Source organism: Mycobacterium sp. ABE4_509, from assembly GCF_056160785.1.
Genome location: NZ_JBSWXU010000001.1, coordinates 1 through 23,526 on the forward strand (window position 1 = coordinate 1; position 23,526 = coordinate 23,526).

General features: G+C 69.5%; 26 protein-coding genes. 17 read left to right on the forward strand and 9 right to left on the reverse strand.

Annotation, left to right across the window (positions count from 1 at the left end; genetic code table 11):
- The 3 genes from ACXAID_RS00005 to ACXAID_RS00015 form a co-directional block, all read left to right on the forward strand.
- Positions 1-1,056: amidohydrolase family protein (locus tag ACXAID_RS00005; RefSeq protein WP_475020120.1), on the forward strand; the 1,056-nt coding region annotated here is incomplete at its 5' end.
- The gene (gene lnt / locus ACXAID_RS00010) at positions 1,049-2,740 is read left to right on the forward strand and encodes an apolipoprotein N-acyltransferase (RefSeq protein ID WP_475020121.1); all 1,692 of its coding nucleotides are present in this window, start codon (positions 1,049-1,051) and stop codon (positions 2,738-2,740) included. The genes ACXAID_RS00005 and lnt, both read left to right, overlap by 8 nt.
- Positions 2,737-3,552: a polyprenol monophosphomannose synthase gene (locus ACXAID_RS00015; protein WP_475020122.1), complete on the forward strand. Its 816-nt coding sequence runs from the start codon at positions 2,737-2,739 to the stop codon at positions 3,550-3,552. Before lnt ends, ACXAID_RS00015 begins: the two co-directional genes overlap by 4 nt.
- A 7-nt stretch (positions 3,553-3,559) precedes the next feature.
- Here ACXAID_RS00015 and rbpA read toward each other — a convergent pair whose 3' ends face one another.
- A complete protein-coding gene (gene rbpA / locus ACXAID_RS00020; RefSeq protein ID WP_475020123.1) occupies positions 3,560-3,895 on the reverse strand; it encodes an RNA polymerase-binding protein RbpA in 336 nt (111 codons plus the stop codon).
- A 167-nt stretch (positions 3,896-4,062) separates the two neighbouring features.
- Here rbpA and ACXAID_RS00025 point away from each other — a divergent pair, with 167 nt between their 5' ends.
- The 4 genes from ACXAID_RS00025 to ACXAID_RS00040 all read left to right on the forward strand — a co-directional run bounded on the left by ACXAID_RS00025 (position 4,063) and on the right by ACXAID_RS00040 (position 7,192).
- A complete protein-coding gene (locus ACXAID_RS00025; protein WP_475020124.1) occupies positions 4,063-4,416 on the forward strand; it encodes a hypothetical protein in 354 nt (117 codons plus the stop codon).
- A 59-nt stretch (positions 4,417-4,475) separates the two neighbouring features.
- Positions 4,476-5,690 (forward strand): alpha/beta hydrolase, encoded by a 1,215-nt coding sequence (locus tag ACXAID_RS00030; protein WP_475020125.1) that lies wholly within the window; start codon positions 4,476-4,478, stop codon positions 5,688-5,690.
- Positions 5,691-5,762: 72 nt separating this feature from the next.
- A complete protein-coding gene (locus tag ACXAID_RS00035; RefSeq protein ID WP_475020126.1) occupies positions 5,763-6,470 on the forward strand; it encodes a hypothetical protein in 708 nt (235 codons plus the stop codon).
- 137 nt (positions 6,471-6,607) lie between these two features.
- The gene (locus ACXAID_RS00040) at positions 6,608-7,192 is read left to right on the forward strand and encodes a hypothetical protein (protein WP_475020127.1); all 585 of its coding nucleotides are present in this window, start codon (positions 6,608-6,610) and stop codon (positions 7,190-7,192) included.
- 5 nt (positions 7,193-7,197) lie between these two features.
- Here the strand turns inward: ACXAID_RS00040 and ACXAID_RS00045 are convergent, their stop codons facing one another.
- A complete protein-coding gene (locus ACXAID_RS00045; RefSeq protein WP_475020128.1) occupies positions 7,198-7,899 on the reverse strand; it encodes a hypothetical protein in 702 nt (233 codons plus the stop codon).
- Positions 7,900-7,972: 73 nt separating this feature from the next.
- Here ACXAID_RS00045 and ACXAID_RS00050 point away from each other — a divergent pair, with 73 nt between their 5' ends.
- From ACXAID_RS00050 to ACXAID_RS00060, 3 genes are all read left to right on the forward strand, one after another.
- Positions 7,973-9,481: a carboxylesterase/lipase family protein gene (locus ACXAID_RS00050; protein ID WP_475020129.1), complete on the forward strand. Its 1,509-nt coding sequence runs from the start codon at positions 7,973-7,975 to the stop codon at positions 9,479-9,481.
- A gap of 36 nt (positions 9,482-9,517) precedes the next feature.
- On the forward strand, positions 9,518-11,506 hold the full coding sequence (locus ACXAID_RS00055) for a primary-amine oxidase (RefSeq protein WP_475020130.1): 1,989 nt from the start codon (positions 9,518-9,520) through the stop codon (positions 11,504-11,506).
- Positions 11,507-11,585: 79 nt separating this feature from the next.
- Positions 11,586-11,912: a YnfA family protein gene (locus tag ACXAID_RS00060; protein ID WP_475020131.1), complete on the forward strand. Its 327-nt coding sequence runs from the start codon at positions 11,586-11,588 to the stop codon at positions 11,910-11,912.
- Positions 11,913-11,914: 2 nt separating this feature from the next.
- Here the strand turns inward: ACXAID_RS00060 and ACXAID_RS00065 are convergent, their stop codons facing one another.
- The 3 genes from ACXAID_RS00065 to ACXAID_RS00075 all read right to left on the reverse strand — a co-directional run bounded on the left by ACXAID_RS00065 (position 11,915) and on the right by ACXAID_RS00075 (position 14,382).
- Complete coding sequence (locus tag ACXAID_RS00065; protein WP_475020132.1) at positions 11,915-12,799, reverse strand: SCO6745 family protein; 885 nt, start codon at positions 12,797-12,799, stop codon at positions 11,915-11,917.
- Positions 12,800-12,903: 104 nt separating this feature from the next.
- A complete protein-coding gene (locus tag ACXAID_RS00070; RefSeq protein WP_475020133.1) occupies positions 12,904-13,395 on the reverse strand; it encodes an RDD family protein in 492 nt (163 codons plus the stop codon).
- Positions 13,396-13,467: 72 nt separating this feature from the next.
- The gene (locus ACXAID_RS00075) at positions 13,468-14,382 is read right to left on the reverse strand and encodes a DoxX family membrane protein (protein ID WP_475020134.1); all 915 of its coding nucleotides are present in this window, start codon (positions 14,380-14,382) and stop codon (positions 13,468-13,470) included.
- Between ACXAID_RS00075 and ACXAID_RS00080 the strand changes: the two genes are divergently transcribed.
- Positions 14,336-15,154 (forward strand): MBL fold metallo-hydrolase, encoded by an 819-nt coding sequence (locus ACXAID_RS00080; RefSeq protein WP_475020135.1) that lies wholly within the window; start codon positions 14,336-14,338, stop codon positions 15,152-15,154. The two genes, ACXAID_RS00075 and ACXAID_RS00080, sit on opposite strands and share 47 nt — an antisense overlap.
- Before the next feature lie 23 nt (positions 15,155-15,177).
- Here ACXAID_RS00080 and ACXAID_RS00085 read toward each other — a convergent pair whose 3' ends face one another.
- Complete coding sequence (locus tag ACXAID_RS00085) at positions 15,178-16,092, reverse strand: LysR family transcriptional regulator (protein WP_475020136.1); 915 nt, start codon at positions 16,090-16,092, stop codon at positions 15,178-15,180.
- Between the two features lie 50 nt (positions 16,093-16,142).
- Here ACXAID_RS00085 and ACXAID_RS00090 point away from each other — a divergent pair, with 50 nt between their 5' ends.
- The 5 genes from ACXAID_RS00090 (at position 16,143) to ACXAID_RS00110 (ending at position 20,892) form a co-directional block, all read left to right on the forward strand.
- Positions 16,143-16,958 (forward strand): enoyl-CoA hydratase-related protein, encoded by an 816-nt coding sequence (locus ACXAID_RS00090; RefSeq protein ID WP_475020137.1) that lies wholly within the window; start codon positions 16,143-16,145, stop codon positions 16,956-16,958.
- Between the two features lie 17 nt (positions 16,959-16,975).
- Positions 16,976-17,596 carry a TetR/AcrR family transcriptional regulator gene (locus tag ACXAID_RS00095; protein WP_475020138.1) on the forward strand — a complete coding sequence of 207 codons (621 nt, stop codon included), beginning with the start codon at positions 16,976-16,978 and terminating at the stop codon, positions 17,594-17,596.
- A gap of 142 nt (positions 17,597-17,738) precedes the next feature.
- Positions 17,739-18,875, forward strand: a complete 1,137-nt coding sequence (locus ACXAID_RS00100; protein ID WP_475020139.1) for an Rv3169 family protein — start codon at positions 17,739-17,741, stop codon at positions 18,873-18,875.
- Positions 18,872-19,966: a phosphotransferase family protein gene (locus ACXAID_RS00105; protein WP_475020140.1), complete on the forward strand. Its 1,095-nt coding sequence runs from the start codon at positions 18,872-18,874 to the stop codon at positions 19,964-19,966. Before ACXAID_RS00100 ends, ACXAID_RS00105 begins: the two co-directional genes overlap by 4 nt.
- Positions 19,967-20,058: 92 nt before the next feature.
- Positions 20,059-20,892 (forward strand): EamA family transporter, encoded by an 834-nt coding sequence (locus tag ACXAID_RS00110; RefSeq protein ID WP_475020245.1) that lies wholly within the window; start codon positions 20,059-20,061, stop codon positions 20,890-20,892.
- Positions 20,893-20,908: 16 nt separating this feature from the next.
- Here ACXAID_RS00110 and ACXAID_RS00115 read toward each other — a convergent pair whose 3' ends face one another.
- Positions 20,909-21,262, reverse strand: a complete 354-nt coding sequence (locus ACXAID_RS00115) for a hypothetical protein (RefSeq protein WP_475020141.1) — start codon at positions 21,260-21,262, stop codon at positions 20,909-20,911.
- A 77-nt stretch (positions 21,263-21,339) separates the two neighbouring features.
- On the opposite strand from ACXAID_RS00115, the gene ACXAID_RS00120 reads away from it, so the two are divergent.
- Entirely contained in the window at positions 21,340-21,696 is a 357-nt protein-coding gene (locus ACXAID_RS00120; RefSeq protein WP_475020142.1) for a hypothetical protein, read from the forward strand.
- 82 nt (positions 21,697-21,778) lie between these two features.
- Here ACXAID_RS00120 and ACXAID_RS00125 read toward each other — a convergent pair whose 3' ends face one another.
- Positions 21,779-22,636, reverse strand: coding sequence for an ABC transporter permease (locus ACXAID_RS00125; RefSeq protein WP_475020143.1), 858 nt, complete (start codon positions 22,634-22,636; stop codon positions 21,779-21,781).
- Positions 22,633-23,508, reverse strand: coding sequence for an ABC transporter permease (locus tag ACXAID_RS00130; protein WP_475020144.1), 876 nt, complete (start codon positions 23,506-23,508; stop codon positions 22,633-22,635). Before ACXAID_RS00130 ends, ACXAID_RS00125 begins: the two co-directional genes overlap by 4 nt.
- Positions 23,509-23,526 lie beyond the last annotated feature (18 nt).

The following is a 23,526-nucleotide window of genomic DNA, read 5'->3' on the forward strand; positions in this document are numbered from 1 at the left end:
GCCCTCACCCCGGCCCAGCGGGCTTCGGCACGCCGGGCCGCCCTCGACGCCGCTGCCGCGGCGGGCATCGTGGCGGTGCACGAATGCGCCGGCCCGGACATCGCCGGCCTCGAGGACTGGCAGGAACTGCGTGCCTTCGGGCACGGCGTCGACGTGGTCGGCTACTGGGGCGAAGCCGTGACGACCGCCGGGCAGGCCCGCGACCTGGCCGATGCCACCGGGGCCCACGGCCTGGCCGGTGACCTGTTCGTCGACGGGGCGCTGGGCTCACGGACCGCCTGGCTGCGCGAGCCCTACGCCGACCTACCCGCCGGGTGCGCCGCCCCGACGGGCAATCGCTATCTTGACGTCGCGGCCATCACCGCGCACCTGTCGGCCTGCACCGAAGCCGGGGTCACCGCCGGATTCCACGCCATCGGCGACGCGGCCGTCGCGGCCGTGGTGACAGCACTGGAAACCGTCGTCGAGCGGTTCGGGGGAGTAGCGGTGGCCCGCTGCGGACATCGCCTCGAACACGTCGAGATGGTCACCGAGCAGCAGGCCGCCCAACTCGGCAGCTGGGGAGTGATCGCCAGCATGCAACCCAACTTCGACGCACTCTGGGGCGGCGAGACCGGGATGTATGCCCAACGTCTCGGTATCGCCCGAGCCCGGCCGATGAACAATTTCGCGCTGTTAGCATCCCAAGGCGTGCCACTAGCCTTCGGCTCCGACACCCCGGTGACCGGCATGGACCCGTGGGCCACCGTCCGTGCGGCTACCACGCATCGCAGCCCGGGCAGCGCCATCTCGGCGCGGGCCGCATTCGCGGCGGCGACCCGCGGAGCCTGGCGGGCCGGCGGAGTCCGCGACGGCCTCACCGGCACACTGGTGCCCGGCGCACCCGCCTCCTACGCGATCTGGGACGCCGACGAGTTCGACGTCGCGGCGCCGGCCGACGCGGTACAACGCTGGTCCACCGATCCCCGCTCGCGGGTGCCCGTCCTACCCAGGCTCGACGACCGCCTGCCGAGGTGCCGCCGCACCGTGCACCGAGGCACGGTCATCCATGGCTGAATCCGTCGACGCCGAGGTCGCGAACCCCGACAGGGCGAAACCGACCCGGTGGGCGCGGTTCGGAACAGCCGTGGTGGACCGGCTGCCCGCCCTCACCGCCGCGATCGCCGGCGGGGTCGCCCTCTGTGTCAGTTTCCCGCCGCTGGGCTGGTGGTACGCCGCGATCCTGGCGTTCGCCCTGCTGGCCTGGGTGCTGACCAGGCCGGCCACCACCGTCGCCGGAGGGTTCGGCTACGGCCTGCTGTTCGGCCTGGCGTTCTATCTGCCGCTGCTGCCCTGGATCAGCGGGCTGGTGGGGGCGGTTCCGTGGCTGGCGCTGAGCCTGGCCCAGGCACTGTTCCCCGCACTGTTCGCGGCGGTGGCCGTCGCGGTCCGCTCGCTGCCCGGCTGGCCGGTCTGGTTCGCCGGGCTGTGGTCGCTGCAGGAATGGCTCAAATCGACCGTGCCGTTCGGCGGCTTCCCGTGGGGGGTCGTCGGCTTCTCGCAGACCGAGAGCCCGCTGCTGTCGCTGGCCTACCTCGGCGGTGCCCCGCTGGTGTCGTTCGCGGTGGTTCTCGTCGGCTTCAGCGTGGCCGCGATGACGCTGGCGGTCATCGACTGGTGGCGCCGCGACCCCGAAGCCCGCGCCGCTGCCGCACCGGCGGTGGTGATCCCGGGCGTGTGTATCAGCTTGGTGCTGCTGGCGACGGCACTGGCCTGGCCCGCCGTTCGCAAGGCCGGTTCCGGGGCGGGCGAGGCCGCCCCGGTCACGGTGGCCGCGGTGCAGGGGAATGTGCCGCGCCTGGGCCTGGACTTCAACGCCCAGCGCCGGGCGGTGCTCGACAACCACGTCGAGGAAACCCTCCGGCTGGCCGACGAGGTGCGGGCCGGGCGCGCGCCGCAGCCGATGCTGGTGATCTGGCCGGAGAATTCCTCGGACATCGACCCGCTGGCCAACGTCGACGCCGGGCAACTGATCTCCCGCGCCGCCGCCGCGATCAACGCCCCGATCCTGGTCGGCGGGGTGATCGCGGCCCCCGACTACAGCCCGGACAACCCGGTGTCGCACAACTCGGTCATCGTGTGGAACCCCGAGACCGGCCCGGCCGATCGCCACGACAAGCAGATCGTGCAGCCGTTCGGGGAGTACCTGCCGTGGCGAAGCTTCTTCAGCAAACTCTCGCCGTACGCCGACCGGGCCGGCTACTTCGTGCCCGGAGACGGCGACGGGGTCGTCCGGGCCGCCGGGGTGCCCGTCGGGGTCACCACCTGTTGGGAGGTCATCTTCGACCGCGCATCGCGTGAAGCGGTGCGCAGCGGGGCCCAGATGCTGGCGGTGCCGACCAACAACGCCACCTTCGACGAGGCGATGAGCGAGCAGCAACTGGCTTTCGGCCGGCTGCGCGCCGTCGAACACGACCGCTATGTCGTGGTCGCCGGGACCACCGGGATCAGCGCCGTCATCGCTCCCGACGGCCGTGAGCTGGCCCGTACCGGGTTCTTCGAGCCGGCGTTCCTGGACCAACAGATCCGGCTGAAGACCTCGCTGACGCCGGCCACCCGATTCGGCCCGTATGTGGAGGCGGTGCTGGTCGGCATCGGCGTTGCGGGAGTTCTGCGCGCGATACTGCACAATGGATCATTCGTGCCAGCAAGATTCCGGCGTCGGCGAGCGACGACCGACAACGGCAAAGGAGCCTCATGAGCGTCCCCGGCGGTGTACCCGGCGACAAAGCCACGCCGTCGGGGCGTAGCGCAAACGGTCGCGACGAGAAGCCGAGCGCCCGGACTCTGGTCATCATCCCGACCTACAACGAGTGCCAGAACCTGCCACTGATCATCGAGCGGGTACACGCCTCGGCGCCCGACGTCGACGTGCTCATCGTCGACGACAGCAGCCCCGACGGCACCGGCGAGCTGGCCGACGAACTGGCGCTGGCCGACCCCGACCGCCTCCACGTCATGCACCGCACCTCCAAGGACGGCCTCGGTGCCGCCTACCTGGCCGGTTTCGAATGGGGGCTGGGCAGGCAGTACTCGGTGCTCGTCGAGATGGACGCCGACGGCAGCCATCCGCCCGAACAGCTGCACCGGCTCCTCGACGCCGTCGACGGTGGCGCCGACGTCGTCATCGGGTCGCGCTATGTCGCGGGCGGCGAGGTGGTCAACTGGCCGAGGCGGCGGCTGCTGCTGTCCCGCACCGCCAACGGCTACTCCCGGATCCTGCTGGGCGTCGACATCCACGACATCACCGCCGGCTACCGCGCGTACCGGCGGGAGGTGCTCGAGAAGATCGACCTCGCCGCCATCGACACCAAGGGGTACGGCTTCCAGGTCGACCTGACCTGGCGCAGCATCAACGCCGGCTTCGTCGTGACCGAGGTGCCCATCACCTTCACCGAACGCGAGCACGGAGTGTCCAAGATGGACGGGTCGACCATCCGGGAGGCGATCATCAAGGTCGCCGAGTGGGGCCTGCGCGCCCGGATGGACCGGGCGCGCGGCAACACGCAGTAATCGCCGGTCAGCCCCGGCGACGGGCCTTGATCAGGTCGAGGCGCTCCTTGAGCAGTTCCTCGAGCTCCTCGACCGAGCGACGCTCCAACAGCATGTCCCAGTGCGTCCTGGGCGGCTTCACCTTCTTCGGCTCCGGCACGTCACCCTCGATCAGGGTGCCCTCCATGCCGTTGCGGCACAGCCAGGTGCCGGGGATCTCGGCGTCATCGGCGAACGGGACGTCGAACTCCTCGCCGTTGTCGGTGCGGTACCGGGCGACCTGACGCGGCGCCAAGTCGTGGTTGCGGTCCGTCTCGTAGCTCACGGCCCCGAGGCGACTGCCCCTCAATACACGATCAGCCATCGTCAACTCCTCAATAAACGCTATTCGTTCTGGTCTCGCCGTCCGGCGCCGGAGGCGAATCGAGAACCTCCAGTACAACGCGGACACGGTTCCCCGAGTTCCCGGGGTTTCCGACTCGGCCGTCGATGATACGCCGATCCCGCCGGCGGCCGGTCTAAGGTCGTCCCGTGACCTCCGTGGCCCCGCACAGCAGTAGCAGCCGCACCCGCCCGCAGAGTTGCCGATGGTGCGGGCGTGAAGTGGCGGACGCGGGCCTGGGCCGGCGGCGTCAGTACTGCAGGCAGGCGTGTCGGCAACGGGCCTACGAACAGCGCGCGATGGTCAAGGGGACCTCGGTGCCCGCCGACGCGGTGGTGCTGAGCGCCGAAGAGGCATCGCTGCTGTCTGATCGCGTCTACCAGGTGCGATGCGCGGCCGAGGACATGGCGACCGCGATCGCCGAAGGTGCGGGCGCCGGCGAACTCAGTGAGCTGTGCGATGCGGTGATGCGCGCGGCGCAGGCCGCCGACGGCTGGCGGTAGCGGGCCGGGACGTTGTGACGGGCACGACAATCTCAGCCGGACACCGGTACTGTTAACACGTGTCCAGCGCGGAGTCGGCGCCGCCGCGGGTGTGGCGCTTCGATGATTACACGCTCGACACCGGTCGTTACGAGTTGCGGTGTGGCGATGCGGTGATTCGGGTGGAACCTCAGGTGTTCGACGTCCTGACCCAACTGGTGAGCAACAGCGAGCGGTTCGTCAGCAAGGAGGAGCTCTTCGATTCGGTGTGGGGCGGGCGCTTCGTCGGCGAAGCCGCCCTCACCAGCCGAATAAAGGCGGCCCGGCGGGCCCTGGGCGACGACGGCGAGTCTCAGCGCTACATCCGCACCGTGCGTGGCCGTGGCTACCAGTTCGTCGGCACCCTGCAGGTCGACACGATCGTGGTGCCCGAGCCCGAGCCCGAACCCGAGATACCTCGCCAGCACATCGCGTTCTGCCGGGCCGCCGACGGGGTCCGGTTGGCCTACGCGGTGGCCGGCGACGGGCCGCCACTGGTGCGCGCCGCCAACTGGATGACCCACCTGGGCTATGACGTCGAGAGCCCGGTGTGGCGGCACTGGGTTCGGGACATGTCGTCGGACAACCGCTTCATCCGTTACGACGAACGGGGCTGCGGGCTCTCGGATTGGGACGCTGAGGATTTCACCTTCGATGACTGGGTCACCGACCTGGAGACGGTGGTGGAGGCGCTCGGGCTGGAGAGCTTCCCGCTGCTCGGGGTCTCCCAGGGGGGCGCGGTCGCCGTCGCCTACGCCGCCCGTCACCCCGAGAAGGTCACCCGGCTGGTCCTGTGCGGGGCCTACGCCAGAGGCCGAGCGGTGCGGGCCATGAGCGAGGATGAGAAGCGGGCCGCAGCACTCGATCTCGATCTCGCCCGGGTCGGCTGGGGTCGTGACGATCCGGCGTTCCGGCAGGTGTTCGCCGCGCAGTTCCTGCCCGATGGAACCCGCTCGGACTGGGCGGCGTTCGACCAGCTGCAGCGCCGGACGACTTCACCGGAGAACGCGGTGCGGTTCCTGGAAGAGTTCGGGCGCATCGACGTTCGCGATGAAGCCGGCCAGGTCCGCTGCCCGACACTGATCCTGCACTCCCGCGACGACCACCGGGTGCCGATGCGCTACGGCGAAGAGCTGGCGGCGCTGATCACCGATTCCCGGCTGGTGGCGCTGGCCAGTAACAACCACCTGCTCACCGCGTCCGAGCCGGCGTGGCAGGTGTTCCGCGACGAGGTCTCGACCTTCCTGTCGGTGTGATCTTCGTGGTTCTCCACGCAATCTCCACATTTTCTCCATGCAGTCCTGCGCGGTTGGGTCCATGCTGAATGCATGAAAAAACACACTCGCTCGATGCTCGTCGGAATCAGTGCGCTGGCCATGTTCGGGACGCTGACAGCGTGCTCCGGCAACTCGCCCGCGCCGTCATCGTCTGAGGCCCAGTCGACGCCGGAGACCTCGACCGCCGCAGAGGTTCCCGAGTCGGCGCGTTACATGGCCGACATGGAATCGGCCGACGGTCAGACCATGACGATCGGGATCAGCATCGACGGGTCCGACGTTGCGGCCTACGCGTGCAACGGAACCGACGACGAGGCCTGGTTCTTCGGAACTCAGACCGACGGGACCACCGATATCAAGTCGAAGTTCCGCGACACCATGCAGGCGAGCTTCGACGGCGACGTCGCCACCGGTGAGGTCACCATGGACGGGGTCTCCTACGACTTCACCGCCAACCAGGTTTCCGGGATCGCGGGCATGTACACCGCCGAGGTCGACGGTGTCCGCGACTCCTGGGTGGTGCGCCCGGACGGAACCGCTGTCGGCGTGCGGTTCGCCGGCTTCTCCCAGGACCGGCGCAACTTCGATCCGTTCAACCTCGACGAGTTCAACGACTTCGACGTGCGCAACGACGTCCGTCCCAGCCGCAACCTGAGCGCCGCGGACCCGATCGAGTTCGAAGACGAGACTCCCAAGGCCACCATCAACGGTGTGTCGGTGACCCCGGAGCTCGTCACCGGCTCGTTCCGTCTCGGCTAGCCGACAGGTCTTCACCCCGACAACCGCCCTCCGAACCAGCCGGACCACGACAGTGGTCCGGCTGGTTTCGTCGTCGGGTATTGCGCGGATAACGCATTCGGCTCGCCTGCGCAGTCCCCGGCGGGTAAAGGTGAGGCGTGGACGAATGGTTCGAGCGCAGCCCCTTCGTCGGGTTTGTTCCCTGGATCATCTACTGGCTCGTCGCAGACGGGCCCAGCACCTGGATGTTCGGGGCCGTGTGCGCGGTGCTGGCCACGGTGCTGCTGGGCGTGTCGGCCGGTTTCGCCGGAGTCCGGACGCTGGACGTCGTGACCGTCGTCTTCTTCGCCGGCGTGACCGTCGCGGGCCTGGTCCTCGGTGCGCAGGACCGCGACTGGATGGACACCTACGCCACCACGCTGTCCAGCGGGGTGCTCGCCGCGATGGCGCTGATCTCGCTGGGTTTCGTACCGTTCACCGCCCAATACGCCCCCGCGGCGGCGGCGCGCGAGGAGTGGGAGGAGGCCGCATTCCGGCGCACCAACCAGATGCTCACGCTGATGTGGGCGCTGGTGTTCGCGCTGATCGCGGTGCTGGGATATGTGGCGGCGGTGTCACCGTCGACCGTGCACTGGACCAAGGCGGTGATCCCGGTCGTGGTGGTGGTGGGCGCCATCGGAATGACACGGATCTACCCGGGCCGGGCTCGCGAGAAGGCTCGTCGGGGACTGACCGGGACGTGAGCCCGTCAGCAGCTGAACATCGTGCCGATACCCGGCGGCGCCACCGCCGGCTGCAGGCAGCCGTACGGAACCACGCCGGCGGCGCCGATCCAGGCCGCCGAACGGTGTGCGTAGTTCACACAGGCCAGACCGGCCGCGTCGCTGCGGCACCGGAAGTCGCCGAACGACAGCGTCTGGCCCGGCGGAAGCTCCGGGCCCACCCCGTTGACGAACGGACCGGGGTCCCCGTGTAGCGCTCCGACCTGCATTGTCGTACCGGCGAACTCGATCCAGCCCGGCTTCCACATGCCCTCGGCGCCCGCCGGGCGTGGCGGCGGGGAATCGAAGTCGGCCAGACAGATCAGGGCGCCGTCGTTGTATTGCACATCGGTGATGCACTGCGTCGAATCGTGCGGTGTGCCCGACGGCGCGGTGAACGCCACATCCCCGCCCAGACTGGTGGTCACGCCGTCGCGGAACGCGACACCGTGGTCGGCCGGATCGGCGGGCGCACCGCCCTCCACCCACTCGATGACCTCGTTGAGGGCGGCGCCGGGGCCGGGTGCCCCGCCGGGTGCCGGGACGCTCGGCGGCGATGCGGAATCGCTGGTCGGGGCTGTTTGCCGGGTCGATGACGGGGCCGGCGCGGACGACTCGGCCTCACCGCCGACCGATTGGGAGCAGCCGGCCACCAGCACACTCACCGCGATCAGGCCTGCAATGCGCATTGCGCCAGGTTAGCGGGCCGACACGGCGGGATAGGCGAGGCGGGGCGGGGCGGGGTTCGCTAACGTCGAGGGGATGCACGAACACACTGTCCGGGTCACGATCGACTCGGGTGTCGTCGAGGGGTTCACCCGCGACGGCGTCAACCGCTGGCGCTCGATCCCGTATGCCCGCCCGCCGGTCGGCCGCCTGCGCTATCGCGCGCCGCAGCCGGTGCAACCCTGGCGGGGGGTCCGGCACTGCCACGGATTCGGGCACTGCGCCCCCCAGCAGCGCATGTACACCATTCTGGCGCCGGGCAAGTTCCAGCCGATGAGCGAGGACTGCCTGACACTCAACGTCGTCGCCCCGGCCGGGCATACCGACGAACCCCTGCCGGTGAAGGTGTTCATCCACGGCGGCGGCTACATGCTCGGCAGTTCGGCGACGCCGGTCTACGACGGTGCGTCGCTGGCCCGTCAGGGCTGTGTCTTCGTATCGGTGAACTACCGGCTCGGCGCCCTCGGTTGCCTCGAGCTGTCGTCGCTGTCGACCGACGACATCACGATCGACGACAACCTGTTCCTGCGTGATCTGGTGGCCGCGCTGGGCTGGGTGCGCAACAACGTCGCGGTCTTCGGCGGCGATCCGGACAACGTCACGATCTTCGGGGAGAGCGCCGGAGCGCACGCGGTCTCCACGCTGATGGCCACCCCGGCCGCGGAAGGGCTGTTCGCCCAGGCGATTGCGCAGAGTCCGGTCAGCGGGATGACCCGCGGTGTCGATGTCGCGGCGGACTATGCCGACCGTTTCGCCGCGCAGCTGGGGGCGTCGGGGCGGGACGCCGCGGCGGCGCTGCTGGCGGCCCGGCCGGCCGAGTTGGTGGACGCGCTCGAGCGCCTGATCGTGGAGGGGCAGCGGGAGATGCTGGGCGCCTTCGCGATCGGCCCCGCCTCCGGCACCGAGTTCCTGCCGCAGGACCCGGTCGCCGCGATGGCCGGCGGGCAGGCGCACCGGGTGCCGATGATCGTCGGAACCAACGCCGACGAGGGCCGGCTGTTCACCCGGGTGCTCAAGCTGCTGCCCACCAACGAACCGGCGATCGAGCGATTGTTGTCCCAGGCCGATCCCGTTGAGCGGGAACGCATTATCGCCGCCTACCCCGGGTATCCCGATTCGGCGGCATGCGTGTCGCTGGGCGGTGACTTCATCTTCGGGTCCGCGGTGTGGCAGATCGCCCAGGCGCACAGCCGGCACGCCCCGACGTTCGTGTACCGCTACGACTACGCCACCCGGGCGCTTCGCTGGTCGGGTTTCGGCGCCACCCACGCCACCGAGCTGCTGGCGGTTTTCGACGTCTACCGGTCCCGCTTCGGCCGGTTGCTGGCCGCCGGCGCCGATTCCCGCACGGCGCGCAAGGTCAGCGACGACATCCAGCGGCGCTGGCTGAGCTTCGCCCGCCACGGCGTGCCGGGGCAGGACTGGCCGCTCTACGACCGCCACGAGCGCGCGGTCCTGGTACTGGACCGCAGGCGCCGCATCGAGTTCGACCCGCATTCCGAGCGCCGACGGGCCTGGCAGGGGTTTTCGCTGGCCACCCGCTGACCGGAGTTACCCAATCGGCGTGCCGCCCGCCGCCGGATGTGGTTGTTTTTACCCGTGTCAGCGCACAGTGGTTCTTCGCTCCGGTTCCCGCTCGACCCGCTCGGGGCCGACGAATTCCGCCGGGTCGCTGCGATCCTGCAGCGCGAGCGCGCCGTGCGCGCCGGGACCGGCCCGGACGGGCTGGGCTGGCGGTTCGCCTCGATCGAGTTGGTGGAGCCGACGAAGGCCGAGCTGGCGGTCTTCGCCGGCGGCGGGCCCGTCCCGGCGCGTCGTGCCGAGGTGGTCTGCTTCAACCGCACCGACAACGCCACCTACAAGAGCGTGGTGTCGCTGGCCGACGACCGGGTCGAGAGCTTCGAGCACGTTCCCGGAGTGCAGGCGAACTTCACCGTCGACGAGTTCACCGAATGTGATCGGCTGCTGCGCACCCATCCCGACGTCGTCGCCGCGCTACAGCGCCGCGGCATCACCGATATCGATCTGGTGTTCTTCGACACCTGGACCTACGGTGACGCGGTGGCTCCCACCGAGTTCCGGGACCGCCGGATCGGCTGGTCGGACACCTGGGTCAAGGCTGCCCCAGGAGCCAACCCCTACGCGCGGATGCTCAGTGGTCTGCACTGTGTCGTCGACGTCAACCGGATGGAGCTGCTGCGGATCGAGGACGGCGGTCCGTTCTCCTCCGGCGAGTCGGTACCACCCGAGGTGATGGGCGAGTATGTGCCCAAGCATGTTCCGGAGCACATCCGGTCCGCCGGGCGCAGGGAGACCACCAAGCCGCTGCACATCACCCAGCCCGAGGGGCCGTCGTTCACGGTGGACGGCAATCTGGTGCGCTGGCAGAACTGGTCGCTGCGGGTCGGGTTCAACCATCGCGAGGGCATGACGCTGCACACGGTCAGCTACCGCGACGGCGACCGCGACCGGTCGGTCGCGCACCGGATGTCGTTCGCGGAGATGGTTGTGCCCTATCGTGATCCGTCCCCCGACCACTACCGGCGCACGGCCTTCGACATCGGTGAGTGGGGGCTGGGGTTCATGACCACATCCCTGGAGCTGGGATGCGACTGCCTGGGGGAGATCCGCTATCTCGATGCGGTGTTGCACGACAGCGCCGGCGATCCTTACACCATCGCCAACGCGATCTGCATCCACGAGGAGGACAACGCCGTCCTGTGGAAGCACGTCGACCACGACATCGGCGCCGAGGTGCGGCGGATGCGCCGGTTGACGCTGTCCTTCCACGTCACCGTGGCCAACTACGAATATCTGGTCTACTGGCGGCTCTACCAGGACGGCAACATCGAGTGCGAGGTGCGTGCCACCGGCATCATGGTCACCACCCCGCTGCCGGCGGGCGCGCCCAATCCCAACGGGACCATTGTCGACGAACGCACCTATGCGCCGTTTCACCAGCACTTCCTGGTGGCCCGGCTGGACATGGACATCGACGGCAGCGCCAACACCGTGGTCATGTCCGAGTCCTACGCCGAGCCGATCGGGCCGGACAATCCGTACGGACTCTCGATGGTGGTGCGCAACGTCCCGTTGCGCAGCGAAGGTGAGGCCCGCCAGGACGTCGACTTCGCCACCCAGCGGTCGTGGAAAGTCGTTAATCCCAACGTCGTCACGGGCTTGGGTGCACACCCGGCCTACAAGCTGGTGCCCACCGGTGCGATCCCGCCGATGTTCGAGCCCGGCTCACCGGTGCTCGAACGCGCCGGGGTCATCGGGCACACCTTGTGGGTCACCCCGAACAGTCCGGACGAACGTTGGCCGGCAGGTGAATTCGTCAACCAGTCGGTGCGTGATAGCGGGCTGGCGCGGTGGACGGCGGCTGATCGCAACCTGGAGAACACCGACGTCGTGCTGTGGTACGTGTTCGGAATCCACCACATCACCCGGCCGGAGGATTGGCCGGTGATGCCGGTGGACGTGGTGTCGTTCTGGTTGAAGCCGTTCGGTTTCTTCGACCGCAACCCGGCACTCGACGTCCCGGCCACCGCGCCCGATGCCTGCCACTGACGGTTCACCGGCTGGCGTGTCGCCGCCGACACACCGCCGCAATCAGCCGTTTCACCCGCGCTGGAGTCAGGCTGGAGTGATGGTGATCAGATCTGCGCTGTTGTTCGTGCTGGCCGCGATCCTCGAGATCGGCGGCGCCTGGCTGGTGTGGCAGGGCTTCCGGGAGCACCGCGGGGTGTTGTGGATGGGCGCCGGGGTGATCGCGTTGGGGGCCTACGGATTCGTCGCGGCCTTCCAGCCCGACCCACACTTCGGCCGGGTCCTGGCCGCCTACGGCGGGGTGTTCATCGCCGGCTCGCTGCTGTGGGGGATGGTCGCCGACGGCTTTCGGCCGGACCGGTGGGACGTCATCGGTGCGGCGGTGTCACTCGCCGGCGTCGGGCTCATCATGTACGGCCCGCGCTGAGTTCAGCCGAGGTTGGCGCTGTCGTCGTCGAGGTCGTCGCGGCGCAGACCCATCGGGGTGCTCTCGGGGATGTCGCCGGCGGCCACGACGTTCCTGGTGATCGGTGTCAGCGCCCGGAACAACGCCTCCACCTCGGTGTCGGTCAGGGCCGCCAGCGCGGGCAGGGCGAGCGCGTCGGTGGTGTCCTCGATGTGCTGTTTGAGGTCTGCGCCGGCGTCGGTGAGTCCGCCTGCGCCGTCGAGCAGCCCGCGGGCGCGCAGCGCATCGCGGTGGAATTCCCACTGGGCGTCGTCGTAGTCGCGGCTGCGCTTGATCATCGCCTCGGGCACCCGGTCCGCCGCGGCGTGCAGCACGTTGCATTCCCGGCCCGACACCCCGACCGCGGTCAGCACGGCGATGTGACCGTCGCCGCGGTGCTCGCGCAGCAAGGTGGCCGCGTGCCAGAGCCGCGGGATGGGGTCGGCGGGCCGGTCCAGCGCACGGTTGGCCGCGTACAGGGTGCGTCCGCCGACCTCCGGATGGGTGGCGGCCTTCATGGCGAGATCGGCGGCGATCTGTGCTTCGGCGTCGCTCACCCCGGCTCGGCGTAGAGCGGCCTCGGCCCCGCGTTCCCGCGCGCGCAGCGCATCGGCGGGCGCGGCCACCGCCCAGGCGCCGGAGAGCGACTTGGCGACGCGTTCGGGGGTGAAGTTGTAGAACGCGGCGGTGACGACCTCGGCGGGCACCACCCCGAACGGCGCCGACCGGGCCGCGAAATAACCCATCCAGAACCCCCGGAAGCCCAGACCGTCGAGCTCCGCTCGGGCCTCCGGTGCGAAATAGGTGACGGCATGGACGGGCTCGATCCGGTCGAACAGCCGGCGCGCCAGTTGGGGTTCTCTGCTCACCCGGGTGAGTCAACCACTGCCGGTCGCCGGCCTGGACGGCGAGTGGATCAACGACAGCTACCGGCCTGGCGCCGCCTCGGTGACGGCGCCGGGCGTGGTTCGGGTCAGTTCTTGACGACCTGCGTGCCGCCGGCCAGCTCGTCGTGCTTGCCCTGCTTGGTGGGGCTGCCGTTGATGGTCACGGCGATGACGACGATCGCGATCAGGCCGAGCAGCCCGCCGATGAACGGGATGATCGGCAGCAGCGTCCAGGAGTTGCGGATCGCCGACTGCGCAACCGTCGGTTTCGGTGCGCCGCCCGGTCCGTGCACGCTCATCCCCAGCAGTTTCTTGCCGAGCGTCCAGCCCTGGGTGACCTCGAGGGCGACGAAGTAGACGAAGGTCAGCAACCCGGTGAACAGGCCGGTGATCCACACGTTGGATTCGGCACCCACGGCGAACGCGAGGATGCCGCCGACGATGGCGACGATGATGCCGTCGATGAACCTGGCCCCGAATCGGGCGCCCAACCCGCCGGGCCGGACGTTGCCGCCGGGCGGGGGATAGGACCCCGGATATCCGTACTGGCCGGGCTGAGGCGGGTAGTCGCTCGTCATGGCTCCGCGCTTTCTCGAGAGGTCAGCGGTGAATTCTCACCGTACCGAGCGCCGTGCGATCAGCGAAGGGTTTCAGCGTTTGCGCCGCTTCTTGACTTCGCTCTCGGCGGTGTCGGCGAGCTCGGCGGCCCGGCCGCGGGCGAGCTCGGCCCATTCGGAGCCGCGGCCGCGGGCGACATCGGCGATCTCCGGGCCGCGGTCACGGGCGGTGCTGGCCAGGTCCTGACCACGCTTGCGGGCCAGTTCGGCCCATTCCTCGCCGCGTTCGCGGGCCACGTCGGCCCAGTCCCCACCGTGCTCGCGGGCCAGTTCGGCCCATTCCTCGCCGCGTTCGCGCGCCACCTCGGCCCACTCGCCGCCGCGTTCGCGGGCCAGTTCGGCCCATTCCTCGCCGCGTTCGCGCGCGACGTGGGCGAACTCGCGCCCACGCTCAGCGCCCACGTGCAATCCGTGCTCGAGCTTCTCGGCGAACTCGCTGTCGCTCAATGAGGACCCGGCCGCCGCACCCACGGGCAGCGCCGCCGACACGGACTCGGACACCTTGTGGGCGGCACGGCGTCCGCGCCAGCCCAGCGACGGTTTGCCCTCGGTGTCCACGGCGGCGATGATCAGGCCGCCGAGCAGGCTGACATCGGTGATGAAGGCCTTGCGCTCCTCGGCTTTGCGCTGCGGGTCGACCTCGTTCCAGAACGCGTGGCCGCCGACCGAACCCGGAACCACGCTGGCGGCCAGTGCGATCGAGGCGACGCGGGGGAACCGGCCGGTGGCCAGCAGCAACCCGGCGCCGATCTGCACCGCGGCGTTGACCTTGGCGACCGTTTCGGCGTTGGACGGCACATTGGGGCCTACCGGTTCGGGCAGTTTGGACAGACCCTCGAGGGTCTGGCGGGTGGCGTCCGCTGCGGGTTTCGGGCTCCGCAGGGCTTCGATCCCGCGTGAGATGAACACGGCGGAGAGCATGGGGCGCGCGACACGTCGGATCAACATGCCGGTCGTGTTCCCCGGCTCCTCGACAGGCAAACCCGGCGCGGAGGGTAACTTCACCGAGGTGGCCGACGCTGCGCCGAACCTGGCATGGGAGCAGCTCAGCTCGCATGTCTTCCGGTGCCGGCTGCGGTTCTGCGATGTCACGGTGGGGCTGGTCGCCTCGGGCGGATCGGCCCTGCTGATCGACACCGGGACGACGTTGGACGAAGCGCGTGCCATCGCCGCCGATGTCCGCACGCTGGCCGGCTGCGACGTCGGCCACGTGCTGCTGACCCACCACCATTTCGACCACATCCTGGGCCACTCGGTGTTCGGCGACGCCCAGACCTACTGTGCGGCCGCGGTGACGGCGACGATGACCGGGCGCCGGGCGCAGTTGCGCGCCGACGCGCTGCACCACGGTGCGGACCCGGCCGCGGTCGACCGGGCACTGGCGGCGTTGGTGCCGCCCGCCGACACGGCCGCCGCGGGGGTGCTGTCGCTGGGCGAGGTCGAGGTGGGGATCAGCCATCCCGGCCGCGGCCACACCGACCACGACCTGATCGCGGTGGTCACCGGTCCCGGACGCCCGGTGGTGTTCTGTGGTGACCTGGTCGAGGAATCGGCGGATCCGAGCGTCGATGCGGAGTCCGACCCGGTTGCGTGGCCGGTCACGCTGGGTCGGCTGCTGGCGGCCGGTGGTGCGGATGCGGTCTATGTGCCCGGGCACGGTGCGGTCGTCGATGCCGGCTTCGTGCGCCGGCAAGCGGATTGGTTGGGTGCGCTTAGGTGACGGGATCGAGGTGACGGGATCGTTCAGCCGGCGGCCTCGGGGCGGGGCCACGACGGACGACGCGATTCGCCGGCGGCGGGACGAAGCCGGTCCAGCACCGTGCGCAGCGGTGGCCACTCGGTGCGTCCGCTGCGGGTGACGGCGTAGGCCGTCAGCGTCACGTCGGGGTCGGTCAGCGGCAGCACCGTGACACCGGCCGCGGTCGGCCGGTCCAGCGGCAGCAGGCCCACGCCGAACCCGGCCACGATGAGGTCCTCGACCAGATCGAGGCTGTCGATCTGGTGGCCGATGGTCGGGGTGAAGCCGGCCAGCGCGGCCAGCGTGCGGACCGCCGTCTCGTCGGCGGTGTTGCGGGAGTTGACGATCCAGGTGGCGTCGGCGTACGCGGCGATGCCGGATTCGGACGCCGACGCTGTCGGCACGGCCAGTCCCCACTGCGTCGACCAGAGTGCCGTCGTCTCCAGCGCCGGCCCGGGTGAGGCCGGTGCCAGGTTGTAGTCGTAGCCCAGCACCAGGTCGAGATCGTCGTCGGCCAGCAGGCGAAAGGCCTCGATCGGCTCGTATTCACTGATCACCAGCCGTACCCCGGGATGGTGGACACGCAGGTCGGCCACGATCGGCAGCAACGACACCCGGATGCCGGTGGCGAATCCGCCGACCCGCACCGTGCCGACGGGGTCGGCATCGGGATCCATGTCCAGCCGGGCGCTGTCGACGGCGGCCAGGATGGTCACGGCGTGATCGGCCAGCCGTCGCCCGGCCGGGGTCAGCCGCACGTGCCGGCCCTGCGGTTCGATCAGCGCGGCCCCGGTCTCCCGGGCCAGCGCGGCGATCTGCTGCGACACCGTCGAGGTGGTGAGGTGGTGGGCCTCGGCGACGGCGCGCATGGAGCCGAGCCGGGAGAGGGCCAGCAGTAGTTCGAGGCGTCGGGTTTCCACCCCCGGATTGTCCTCCGGGCGCGGCTGCGGGCTCGGTAAGTTTTCCCGATATGAGCGATCTGACCGTCGGCGTCGACGCCGGCGTCGCGGTGCTGACGCTGAACCGTGCGGCCCGCCGCAACGCCTATACCGCGCAGATGGGGGAGCTGCTCAGCAGTGCGTACCGACGCTGCGACGACGACGACGCGGTGCGTGCGATCGTCCTCACCGGAGCAGGGGAGGCGTTCTGCGCCGGCGCCGACCTCGAAACTCCGGGAGGGGTGTTCGGCGCTGCCGACGAGGAATTCACCGCGTCGCCGATCACCCCCGCGGCGTTCGAGCTGCGCACGCCGGTGATCGCGGCGGTCAACGGCCACGCCATCGGGATCGGGCTGACGATGGCCCTGCAGGCCGACCTCCGCATCATGGCCCAGGATGCGAAATACGCTGTCGCACAGGTGCGACGGGGAGTCATCGGCGACTGCATGGCGCACTGGACGTTGCCGCGTCTGGTCGGCGGTGCGGTGGCCGCCGAGCTGCTGCTGACCGGGCGGACCTTCACCGGTGCCGAGGCCGCGGCCATGGGTGTCGCCACCCGGGTGGTCCCCGGCGGCGAGGTGCTCGACGTCGCGATGGGCATCGCGCGCGATATCGCGACCAACGTCGCGCCGATGTCGGCGGCGCTGTCCAAGAGACTGCTGTGGGACACCATGAGCCGCGGCTACGGCCCCCGCGAGGTGGCGGAGCTCGAGACGGTGCTGCACCGGCGCGTGATGGGCGGCGCCGACGCGCGCGAGGGGGCGGTCGCGTTCCTGGAACGCCGCGAGCCCCGGTGGTCGGCCTCGGTGTCGCAGGAATGGGAACCGCTGCCCGATCCCGCCGACTGAGGTGGCACCATCGCAGGATGTCCGGAGCACTCGAGCGCCGCCACTGGGGTGCCGGACGGGCCCTGCTCGACGGCGACGAGGCCCGTGACCGCCTGCTCGACGCAGCGGTGCGCTGCATCGTCGGCAGCGGTGGCACGCAGATCCGGATGGCGGAGGTGGCCGACGAGGCCGGGGTGGTGCGCTCGACGGTGTACCGGTACTTCCCCACCCGGGACGACCTGCTGCTGGCGGTGATCCTGCGGCGGGTGGACCAGGCGTGCTCGCGCTGGATCGGCTCGTTGAAGAAGCCCGGCGACGCGGCCCGCAGTATCCGGGAACTGGTGCTGGCGCCGGTGTCGGCCGTCGACGGCGGCGACCCGGTCAACCTGGCCCTCTACAGCCCCGACAGCGCGGCCCTGGCACCTGTGCTGCAGGCGGGCGCCGACGCCATCACCGATGTGGTGGCCGCCCAGCTGCGGCCGCTGTTCAAGCAGTGGAAGAACGACGGGCAGCTCTACGGCGACCTCGATCTGCGCGAAACGGTGCAGTGGATGTCGGCGACCACGTCGTTTCTGCTCACCCCGCACTGGCGGGCGCGCCCGACCTCGGCGAAGCGCCGATTCGTCGACCGCTACCTGCTGCGCGCCCTGATCGTCTGAGGTCGACGCCGGAGGGTTCGGACGTCAAGCCTTGTTCGTCCCGTGATCGGACATTTTTCACCGGATGTCCGATCTTTACATTCATCGGGACGAGTGTCACGCTGGGTCGGTCACGCTCACAACGGGGTGCAGGAGAGACGCCATGGCTTATTCCGCCGCTGACGAGTCATTCACCCATCAACTGCCCACCACCTTCGATCAGGTGCACGACCCGGATCCGACGTGGTCGGACAGGTGCTATTTCTTCGCCGCTTCCCCGTCCGGAGATCTGTTGCTGGCCAGTGGGTACGGCAACAATCCGAACACCGGCACCGGGATGGGCTACGTCAAGGTCAGCCTGGCTGGCGGGCGGCACTGGGACCTGCTGGCCGGCCATCCGCTGACCACCGACCGGGCCGAGTTGAGCGCGGGGCCGATGAGCTGGACGTGTGTGGAGCCGCTCAAGAAGTGGCGCCTCGATGTGGCCCCGAACGGGTCAGGCATCGAATGGGAGCTCTACTACGAGCCGACGGCCCCGATGTGGGAGCTGTTGCCGATGAAGGTGACAGGCCCCGACGGTGAGCGTCTGGCCGACATGTACCACATGAAGGAGCCCGGACGCTGGAGCGGCTGGGTGCAGATCGACGGCCGGCGGATCAGTGTGGACGGTTTCGACGGGGGCCGCGACCGGACCTTCGGGGTGCGGGTCGCGGACAAGATCGACTTCTGGCTGTGGCTGGACGCCGGATTCGACGATCGCGCGATCGAGGCCTGGGTGATCGAGTCCAGCGACGGCGAGGTGCTCTACGTCGACGGCGGCATCACCTTTCACGACGGCACCCTGTCGAAGCGTTTCGTCAAGGTCGAGCACGATGTGCAGTTCGACGCCGACCGCAAACGTCCGGCTACGGCGGCGCTGGTGTTCACCGACGAGGACGGCAAGACCTACCGGGTGGCCGCGGACACCCCGCACCAGCACGTCAACGCCTACTACGGGCTGCCGATGGCGCACTGCCAGTACGAGGATCTCGGCGACGGCGCCTACTTCATCCATTTCCTCTGGGACAGCAGCAATCCCGAACAGCTCGCCGAGGCCGAGAGCAAGTCGATGGCGCTGGATCAGTTGATGCGTTTCGATCTCGACGGCCAGACCGGCTGGGGGGTCTTCGAGCTGCTGCTCGGCGGTGCCGGCTACCGGCGGTATCCGAACTGGACCGCGATGGACATGTCGGCGTTCACCCAGGACAGGACCCCCGTCGATCGGCTGCCCGCCGACGCCGGCGAGGAGGTGTCCTCGTGATCGCCGACGCCGAACTGCGCGACCGGCTCGCCGGATGGTTGCGCACCCGGATCGACGACGCCGGTGGGGTCGAGATCGAAGGGCTCGACCGGGTCACGTTCGGGCATTCGGCCGAGATGATGGCGCTGACCGCGGTCTCGGCGCACGGCCACGGCGAGCGGCGGCGCGAGATCGTGGTCAGGATGCGTCCGGCGCCCCCGGCCCTGCTCGAACCCTACGATTTGGCAAGGCAATTCACCATCCTCAAGGCGCTGGAAGGCAGCGCGGTGCGGGTTCCGGCCGCGCTGTGGTTCGAGGACAGCGGCGATGTCCTGGGGCGGCCGTTCTTCGTCATGGAGCGCGTCGGCGGCACCGTCTACGAGATGGAAGCCCCGGCCGGCGCCGCCGATCAGACGGTGGCGCGGATGTGCCAGAGCCTGGCCGAGCAGCTGGCGGCGATCCACACGGTCGACCTCGCCGCCACCGGCCTGGACACCCTCGACGACGGCGCCGGGCATCTGCAGCGTGAGCTCGACCGGTGGGCCGGGGAGATGCACCGCGTGGCGAAGGGGCCGCTGCCTGCTCTGGAACGGCTGTTGGCCGAGCTCCGGGCCACCATGCCCGCCCCCTGCCCGCACATCACCCTGGTGCACGGGGACGCGAAACCGGGCAACTTCGCCTTCACCGACGGCGAGGTCAGCGCCGTGTTCGACTGGGAGATGACCACTGTCGGTGACCCGCTGACCGACATCGGCTGGCTGGAGCTGCTGTGGATGCAGCCGGTGGGCATCACCAGCCACCCGGGCGCCCTGACCATCGACGACCTGATCGCGCACTACGAGTCGGTCAGCGGCATCACCGTGCAGAACCGGCCCTGGTACCGGGCCTGGAACGCCTACAAGATGGCCGTCATCTGCCTGATCGGGGCGATGCTGGTCGACGCCGGACACAGTGACGACGAGAAACTGGTCCTGGCGGCCTACGGCACGTCGATGCTGACCGCGGTGGGGCTGGCCGACCTCGGGATCGGCGACAAGCTCGACGACGGGCCGGTGATGCCCAGCGAGGAGCGGATCGGGCAGGTCCAGTCCCGCACCGTTGCGAGTTCCTGAACGGTATATCCGCAAAAATCACGTGGACCGCAACGGTCGCGGTCCCGTTCAATGCAGGGGTGAGCACGAACGAAGCGCGCACCGGCGCGCTGATGGCCGTCGGCGGCATGCTGTCGTTGCAGGTTGGCTTGGCGATCTCAGTCACCCTGATCGACGAAATCGGGGTCGGCGGCGTGGCATGGCTGCGGCTCGCCTGGGCCGGGGTGCTGTTCCTGGTCATCGTGCGGCCCCGCCGCGGCACCTACACCCGCCGCAGTTTCGCCATGTGTGTGCTGCTGGGCGTGGTCACCGCTGGGGTCACGTTGTTGTTCATGGCCGCGGTCGACCGGATTCCGCTGGGCACCGCCAGTGCCCTGGAGTTCCTCGGACCGCTCACCGTCGCCGTGCTGCGCGGCCGCGGCCGCGGCCGGATGCTGTGGCCCGGACTGGCGGCGCTGGGCGTGGTGCTGTTGACCCAACCGTGGTCCGGCGCCGTGGACCCGGTCGGGGTCGGCTACGCGCTGGCCTCGGCCGCATGCTGGGGCGGCTACATCCTGCTGACCCAGCGGGTGGGGGACCAGGTCACCGGCATCGGCGGGCTGGCGGTGTCGATGCCGGTCGCGGGCCTGGTCGCGACCCTGGCCGTGGGACCCGCCACGCTGGAGCGGATGACACCGCAGATCCTGCTGATCGGGGTGGGCATCGCGGTGCTGCTGCCGGTGGTGCCCTTCGCGCTCGAACTGCTGGCGCTGCGCCGGCTTGACACCGCCGCATTCGGCACGCTGATGAGCCTGGAACCGGCGTTGGCGATGATCGTCGGGCTCGTGGTGCTGCACCAGGTGCCGGCGCTGGCCGGTCTGATCGGCATCTTTCTGGTGGTGGCGGCGGGGATCGGAGCGGCCCGGGGCGGCGCCCGCAACGCGCCGGTGCGCCTCGAGGTCGGCTGAGCGGCGGGCCGCCCGCTCAGATGCTGATTACCGTCGCGCCCTCGAGGGTGAACCGAAGATAGGCTTCGCGTGCGGCTTCGAGCTGAATCCCGCGTTTGGCCAACGCGTCTGCCGCGCCGAGCGCGAGGGCGAAATTCAGGCAGGCGCTGACCGGAACCCCCGCCGAGATCAGGCCGTCGATCGCCTCGTTGAATTCCGACCGTCGTTCGTCGGTCAGAGCGCGTTGCGCCCCGGCGAACACGAACACCTCGAGCACCACGCCGCGGCCCGCGGCCACCTCGTCGATCCGGCGCGCCACGGTCGTCGCTCCGATCAGCGAGTCGGCTTCGGCGCGTACGACGTTGATCACGGTCTTGGCGGTGCCTGCCACTCGTTGATCGTGCACCAGGACCACCGGGTGGACAACTCGTCGTGGCTCGCGGCGCCGCCGGGCGATACCTTGGCCACATGGCCAGTGGAATCTTCGCCTCACCCGTGGTGGGTGTGATCAACTCCGGGGCGGTGCGCCTGCTCGACGTGCCCGGTCTGGGCGCGCTCGTGCGTCGCAGCATGGTGCTGATCCGCTATTCCGGGCGGCGGTCGGGCAGGACGTTTCAAACCCCGGTGAACTACCGCCGCACCGGCGACGACGTCGTCATCCGGGTGATGGCTCCGGACTCGAAGACATGGTGGCGCAACTTCACCGGTGAGGGCGCGTCGATCACGCTGGTCGCCCTCGACGGTGCCGACCGCACCGGGCACGCGGTGGCCGACCGCGACGAACGGGGGCGGGTCACGGTGCGGGTCCACCTCGACGCGCTCTGACCCGCGCCGGCGCCGAAACGGCATTCCGGCAGCCGTCCACTCGCACTTTGCCTGCCGGAATGCCAGTTCGGCACAGGAGGGTCTAGGTGTCGAGTCGCTTGCGGCGCCACAGCGTCCCGACGATCAGCAGCAGCAGGCTGATCAGCAGGATCGCGGTGGCCAGCACGTTGATCTGCGGCGGCACGGCCGCTTTGACGGCGGCGTTGACGTAGAGCGGGTAGGTCACCGTGGAGCCGCTGACGAAATAGGTGATGATGAAGTCGTCGAGCGACAGCGCGAACGACAGCATCCCGGCGGCAACGATGCCCGGCACGATCAGCGGCAGCGTCACCCTGAAGAAGGTGCGCAGCGGGCTGGCACCCAGATCGAGCGAGGCGTCCTCGAGCGTCCAGTCGAACCCGCGCACTCTGGCACGCACCGTCATCGCGATGAAGCTGACCTCGAAGGCGATGTGGGCGATCAGGATCGTCGTGTAGCCGGCCGCCCAGCCGAAGTCCAGGAACAGGGTCAGCAGCGCCGCGCCGATCACCACCTCGGGGGCGGTCAGCGGCAGTATCAGGAACGTGTCGACCGCCCGCTGCCCGCGCCAGCGCTGCCGCACCAGGGCGATCGCGACCAGGGTGCCCAGCACCAACGCGATCGCGGTGGACACCGCGGCGACGTTGAGACTGAGCACCAGGGCTTCGGTCAGCGCCGGGTACTTGAACGGGTCGGCCCAGTTCTCGAACGTGAAGCCCTGCCAGGCGTAGTTGAACTTGCCGAGCGGCTTGTTGAACGAGAACAGGATGATCACGAAGATCGGCAGGAACAGGAACAGCAGCACCAGTGTGGCCACCAGGCGCAGTACCAGGTCGCCCCAGCTGCGCCGGGCCCGAACCTTCTTTGGGCGCGGCGGGTGCTTGGCGGCGGTCGCGACGGCCGCCCCGCCCTGGGCGGTCATACCAGGTCCTCCGTGCCCAGCGCCCGGGTGTAGAGCAACACCCCGGCGAGGATGATCAGCATCAGCACCAGTGACAGCGCCGCGGCGGCGGGATAGTCCTTGACCACCAGGAACTGCTTCTGGATGACGTTGCCGATCATCGTGGTCTGGGTACTGCCCAGGTAGTCGGCATTGATGAAGTCGCCGACCGACGGGATGAACACCAGCATGCTGCCGGCCAGCACGCCCGGCATCGACAGCGGCAGAATCACTTTCCGGAAGCTGCGGCCGGCCGAGGAATACAGGTCTCGGGACGCCTCGAGCAGCCGCGAGTCGATCTTCTCCAGGCTGACGTACAGCGGCAGGATCATGAAGATGATCCAGTTGTAGGTCAGCCCGCCGATCACCGCCCAACTGGTGGACAGCAGACGTCCCTCCTCGGGCAGCAGGCCGATCGCGCCCAGCGCGGTGACCACCCAGCCCTCATCGGCCAGGATCGTCTTCCAGGCCAGCGTGCGGATCAGGAACGTGACGAAGAACGGCAGGATCACCAACCCCAGGATCAGGTTCTTGAACCTGCCCGCCTTGAACGCGATCACGTACGCCAGCGGGAACGCCATCAACAGGCACAGAATCGTCGCGACGAACGCGTACCCGAAGGAACGGAAGATCTGCTCCCGGTACTCGCTGAACGCGTCGGTGTAGTTGCCGAAGTCCCAGGCGAAGGTCAGCGTCGGCAGGAACACCGACCCGCTGGTCTCCGACAACGACGTGCGCGCCAGCGAGAAGAACGGAACGACGAAGAACACCCCGAGGTACACCAGCGCCGGCAGCACCATCAGGTACGGGGCGATCTTGCTCCGCTGCCGGCTACTGGTGGCTACGCCAGCCATTCATGCTCCTCGCGTCCG

What these genes read in the sequence shown, in the direction of transcription:
- lnt (WP_475020121.1), top strand. Translation starts at nt 1,049, where the DNA reads ATGGCTGAATCCGTCGACGCCGAGGTCGCGAACCCCGACAGGGCGAAA.
- ACXAID_RS00015 (WP_475020122.1), top strand. Translation starts at nt 2,737, where the DNA reads ATGAGCGTCCCCGGCGGTGTACCCGGCGACAAAGCCACGCCGTCGGGG.
- rbpA (WP_475020123.1), bottom strand. Translation starts at nt 3,895, where the DNA reads ATGGCTGATCGTGTATTGAGGGGCAGTCGCCTCGGGGCCGTGAGCTAC.
- ACXAID_RS00035 (WP_475020126.1), top strand. Translation starts at nt 5,763, where the DNA reads ATGAAAAAACACACTCGCTCGATGCTCGTCGGAATCAGTGCGCTGGCC.
- ACXAID_RS00045 (WP_475020128.1), bottom strand. Translation starts at nt 7,899, where the DNA reads ATGCGCATTGCAGGCCTGATCGCGGTGAGTGTGCTGGTGGCCGGCTGC.
- ACXAID_RS00050 (WP_475020129.1), top strand. Translation starts at nt 7,973, where the DNA reads ATGCACGAACACACTGTCCGGGTCACGATCGACTCGGGTGTCGTCGAG.
- ACXAID_RS00055 (WP_475020130.1), top strand. Translation starts at nt 9,518, where the DNA reads ATGTGGTTGTTTTTACCCGTGTCAGCGCACAGTGGTTCTTCGCTCCGG.
- ACXAID_RS00060 (WP_475020131.1), top strand. Translation starts at nt 11,586, where the DNA reads ATGGTGATCAGATCTGCGCTGTTGTTCGTGCTGGCCGCGATCCTCGAG.
- ACXAID_RS00070 (WP_475020133.1), bottom strand. Translation starts at nt 13,395, where the DNA reads ATGACGAGCGACTACCCGCCTCAGCCCGGCCAGTACGGATATCCGGGG.
- ACXAID_RS00080 (WP_475020135.1), top strand. Translation starts at nt 14,336, where the DNA reads ATGAACACGGCGGAGAGCATGGGGCGCGCGACACGTCGGATCAACATG.
- ACXAID_RS00075 (WP_475020134.1), bottom strand. Translation starts at nt 14,382, where the DNA reads ATGTTGATCCGACGTGTCGCGCGCCCCATGCTCTCCGCCGTGTTCATC.
- ACXAID_RS00090 (WP_475020137.1), top strand. Translation starts at nt 16,143, where the DNA reads ATGAGCGATCTGACCGTCGGCGTCGACGCCGGCGTCGCGGTGCTGACG.
- ACXAID_RS00095 (WP_475020138.1), top strand. Translation starts at nt 16,976, where the DNA reads ATGTCCGGAGCACTCGAGCGCCGCCACTGGGGTGCCGGACGGGCCCTG.
- ACXAID_RS00100 (WP_475020139.1), top strand. Translation starts at nt 17,739, where the DNA reads ATGGCTTATTCCGCCGCTGACGAGTCATTCACCCATCAACTGCCCACC.
- ACXAID_RS00110 (WP_475020245.1), top strand. Translation starts at nt 20,059, where the DNA reads ATGGCCGTCGGCGGCATGCTGTCGTTGCAGGTTGGCTTGGCGATCTCA.
- ACXAID_RS00120 (WP_475020142.1), top strand. Translation starts at nt 21,340, where the DNA reads ATGGCCAGTGGAATCTTCGCCTCACCCGTGGTGGGTGTGATCAACTCC.
- ACXAID_RS00125 (WP_475020143.1), bottom strand. Translation starts at nt 22,636, where the DNA reads ATGACCGCCCAGGGCGGGGCGGCCGTCGCGACCGCCGCCAAGCACCCG.
- ACXAID_RS00130 (WP_475020144.1), bottom strand. Translation starts at nt 23,508, where the DNA reads ATGGCTGGCGTAGCCACCAGTAGCCGGCAGCGGAGCAAGATCGCCCCG.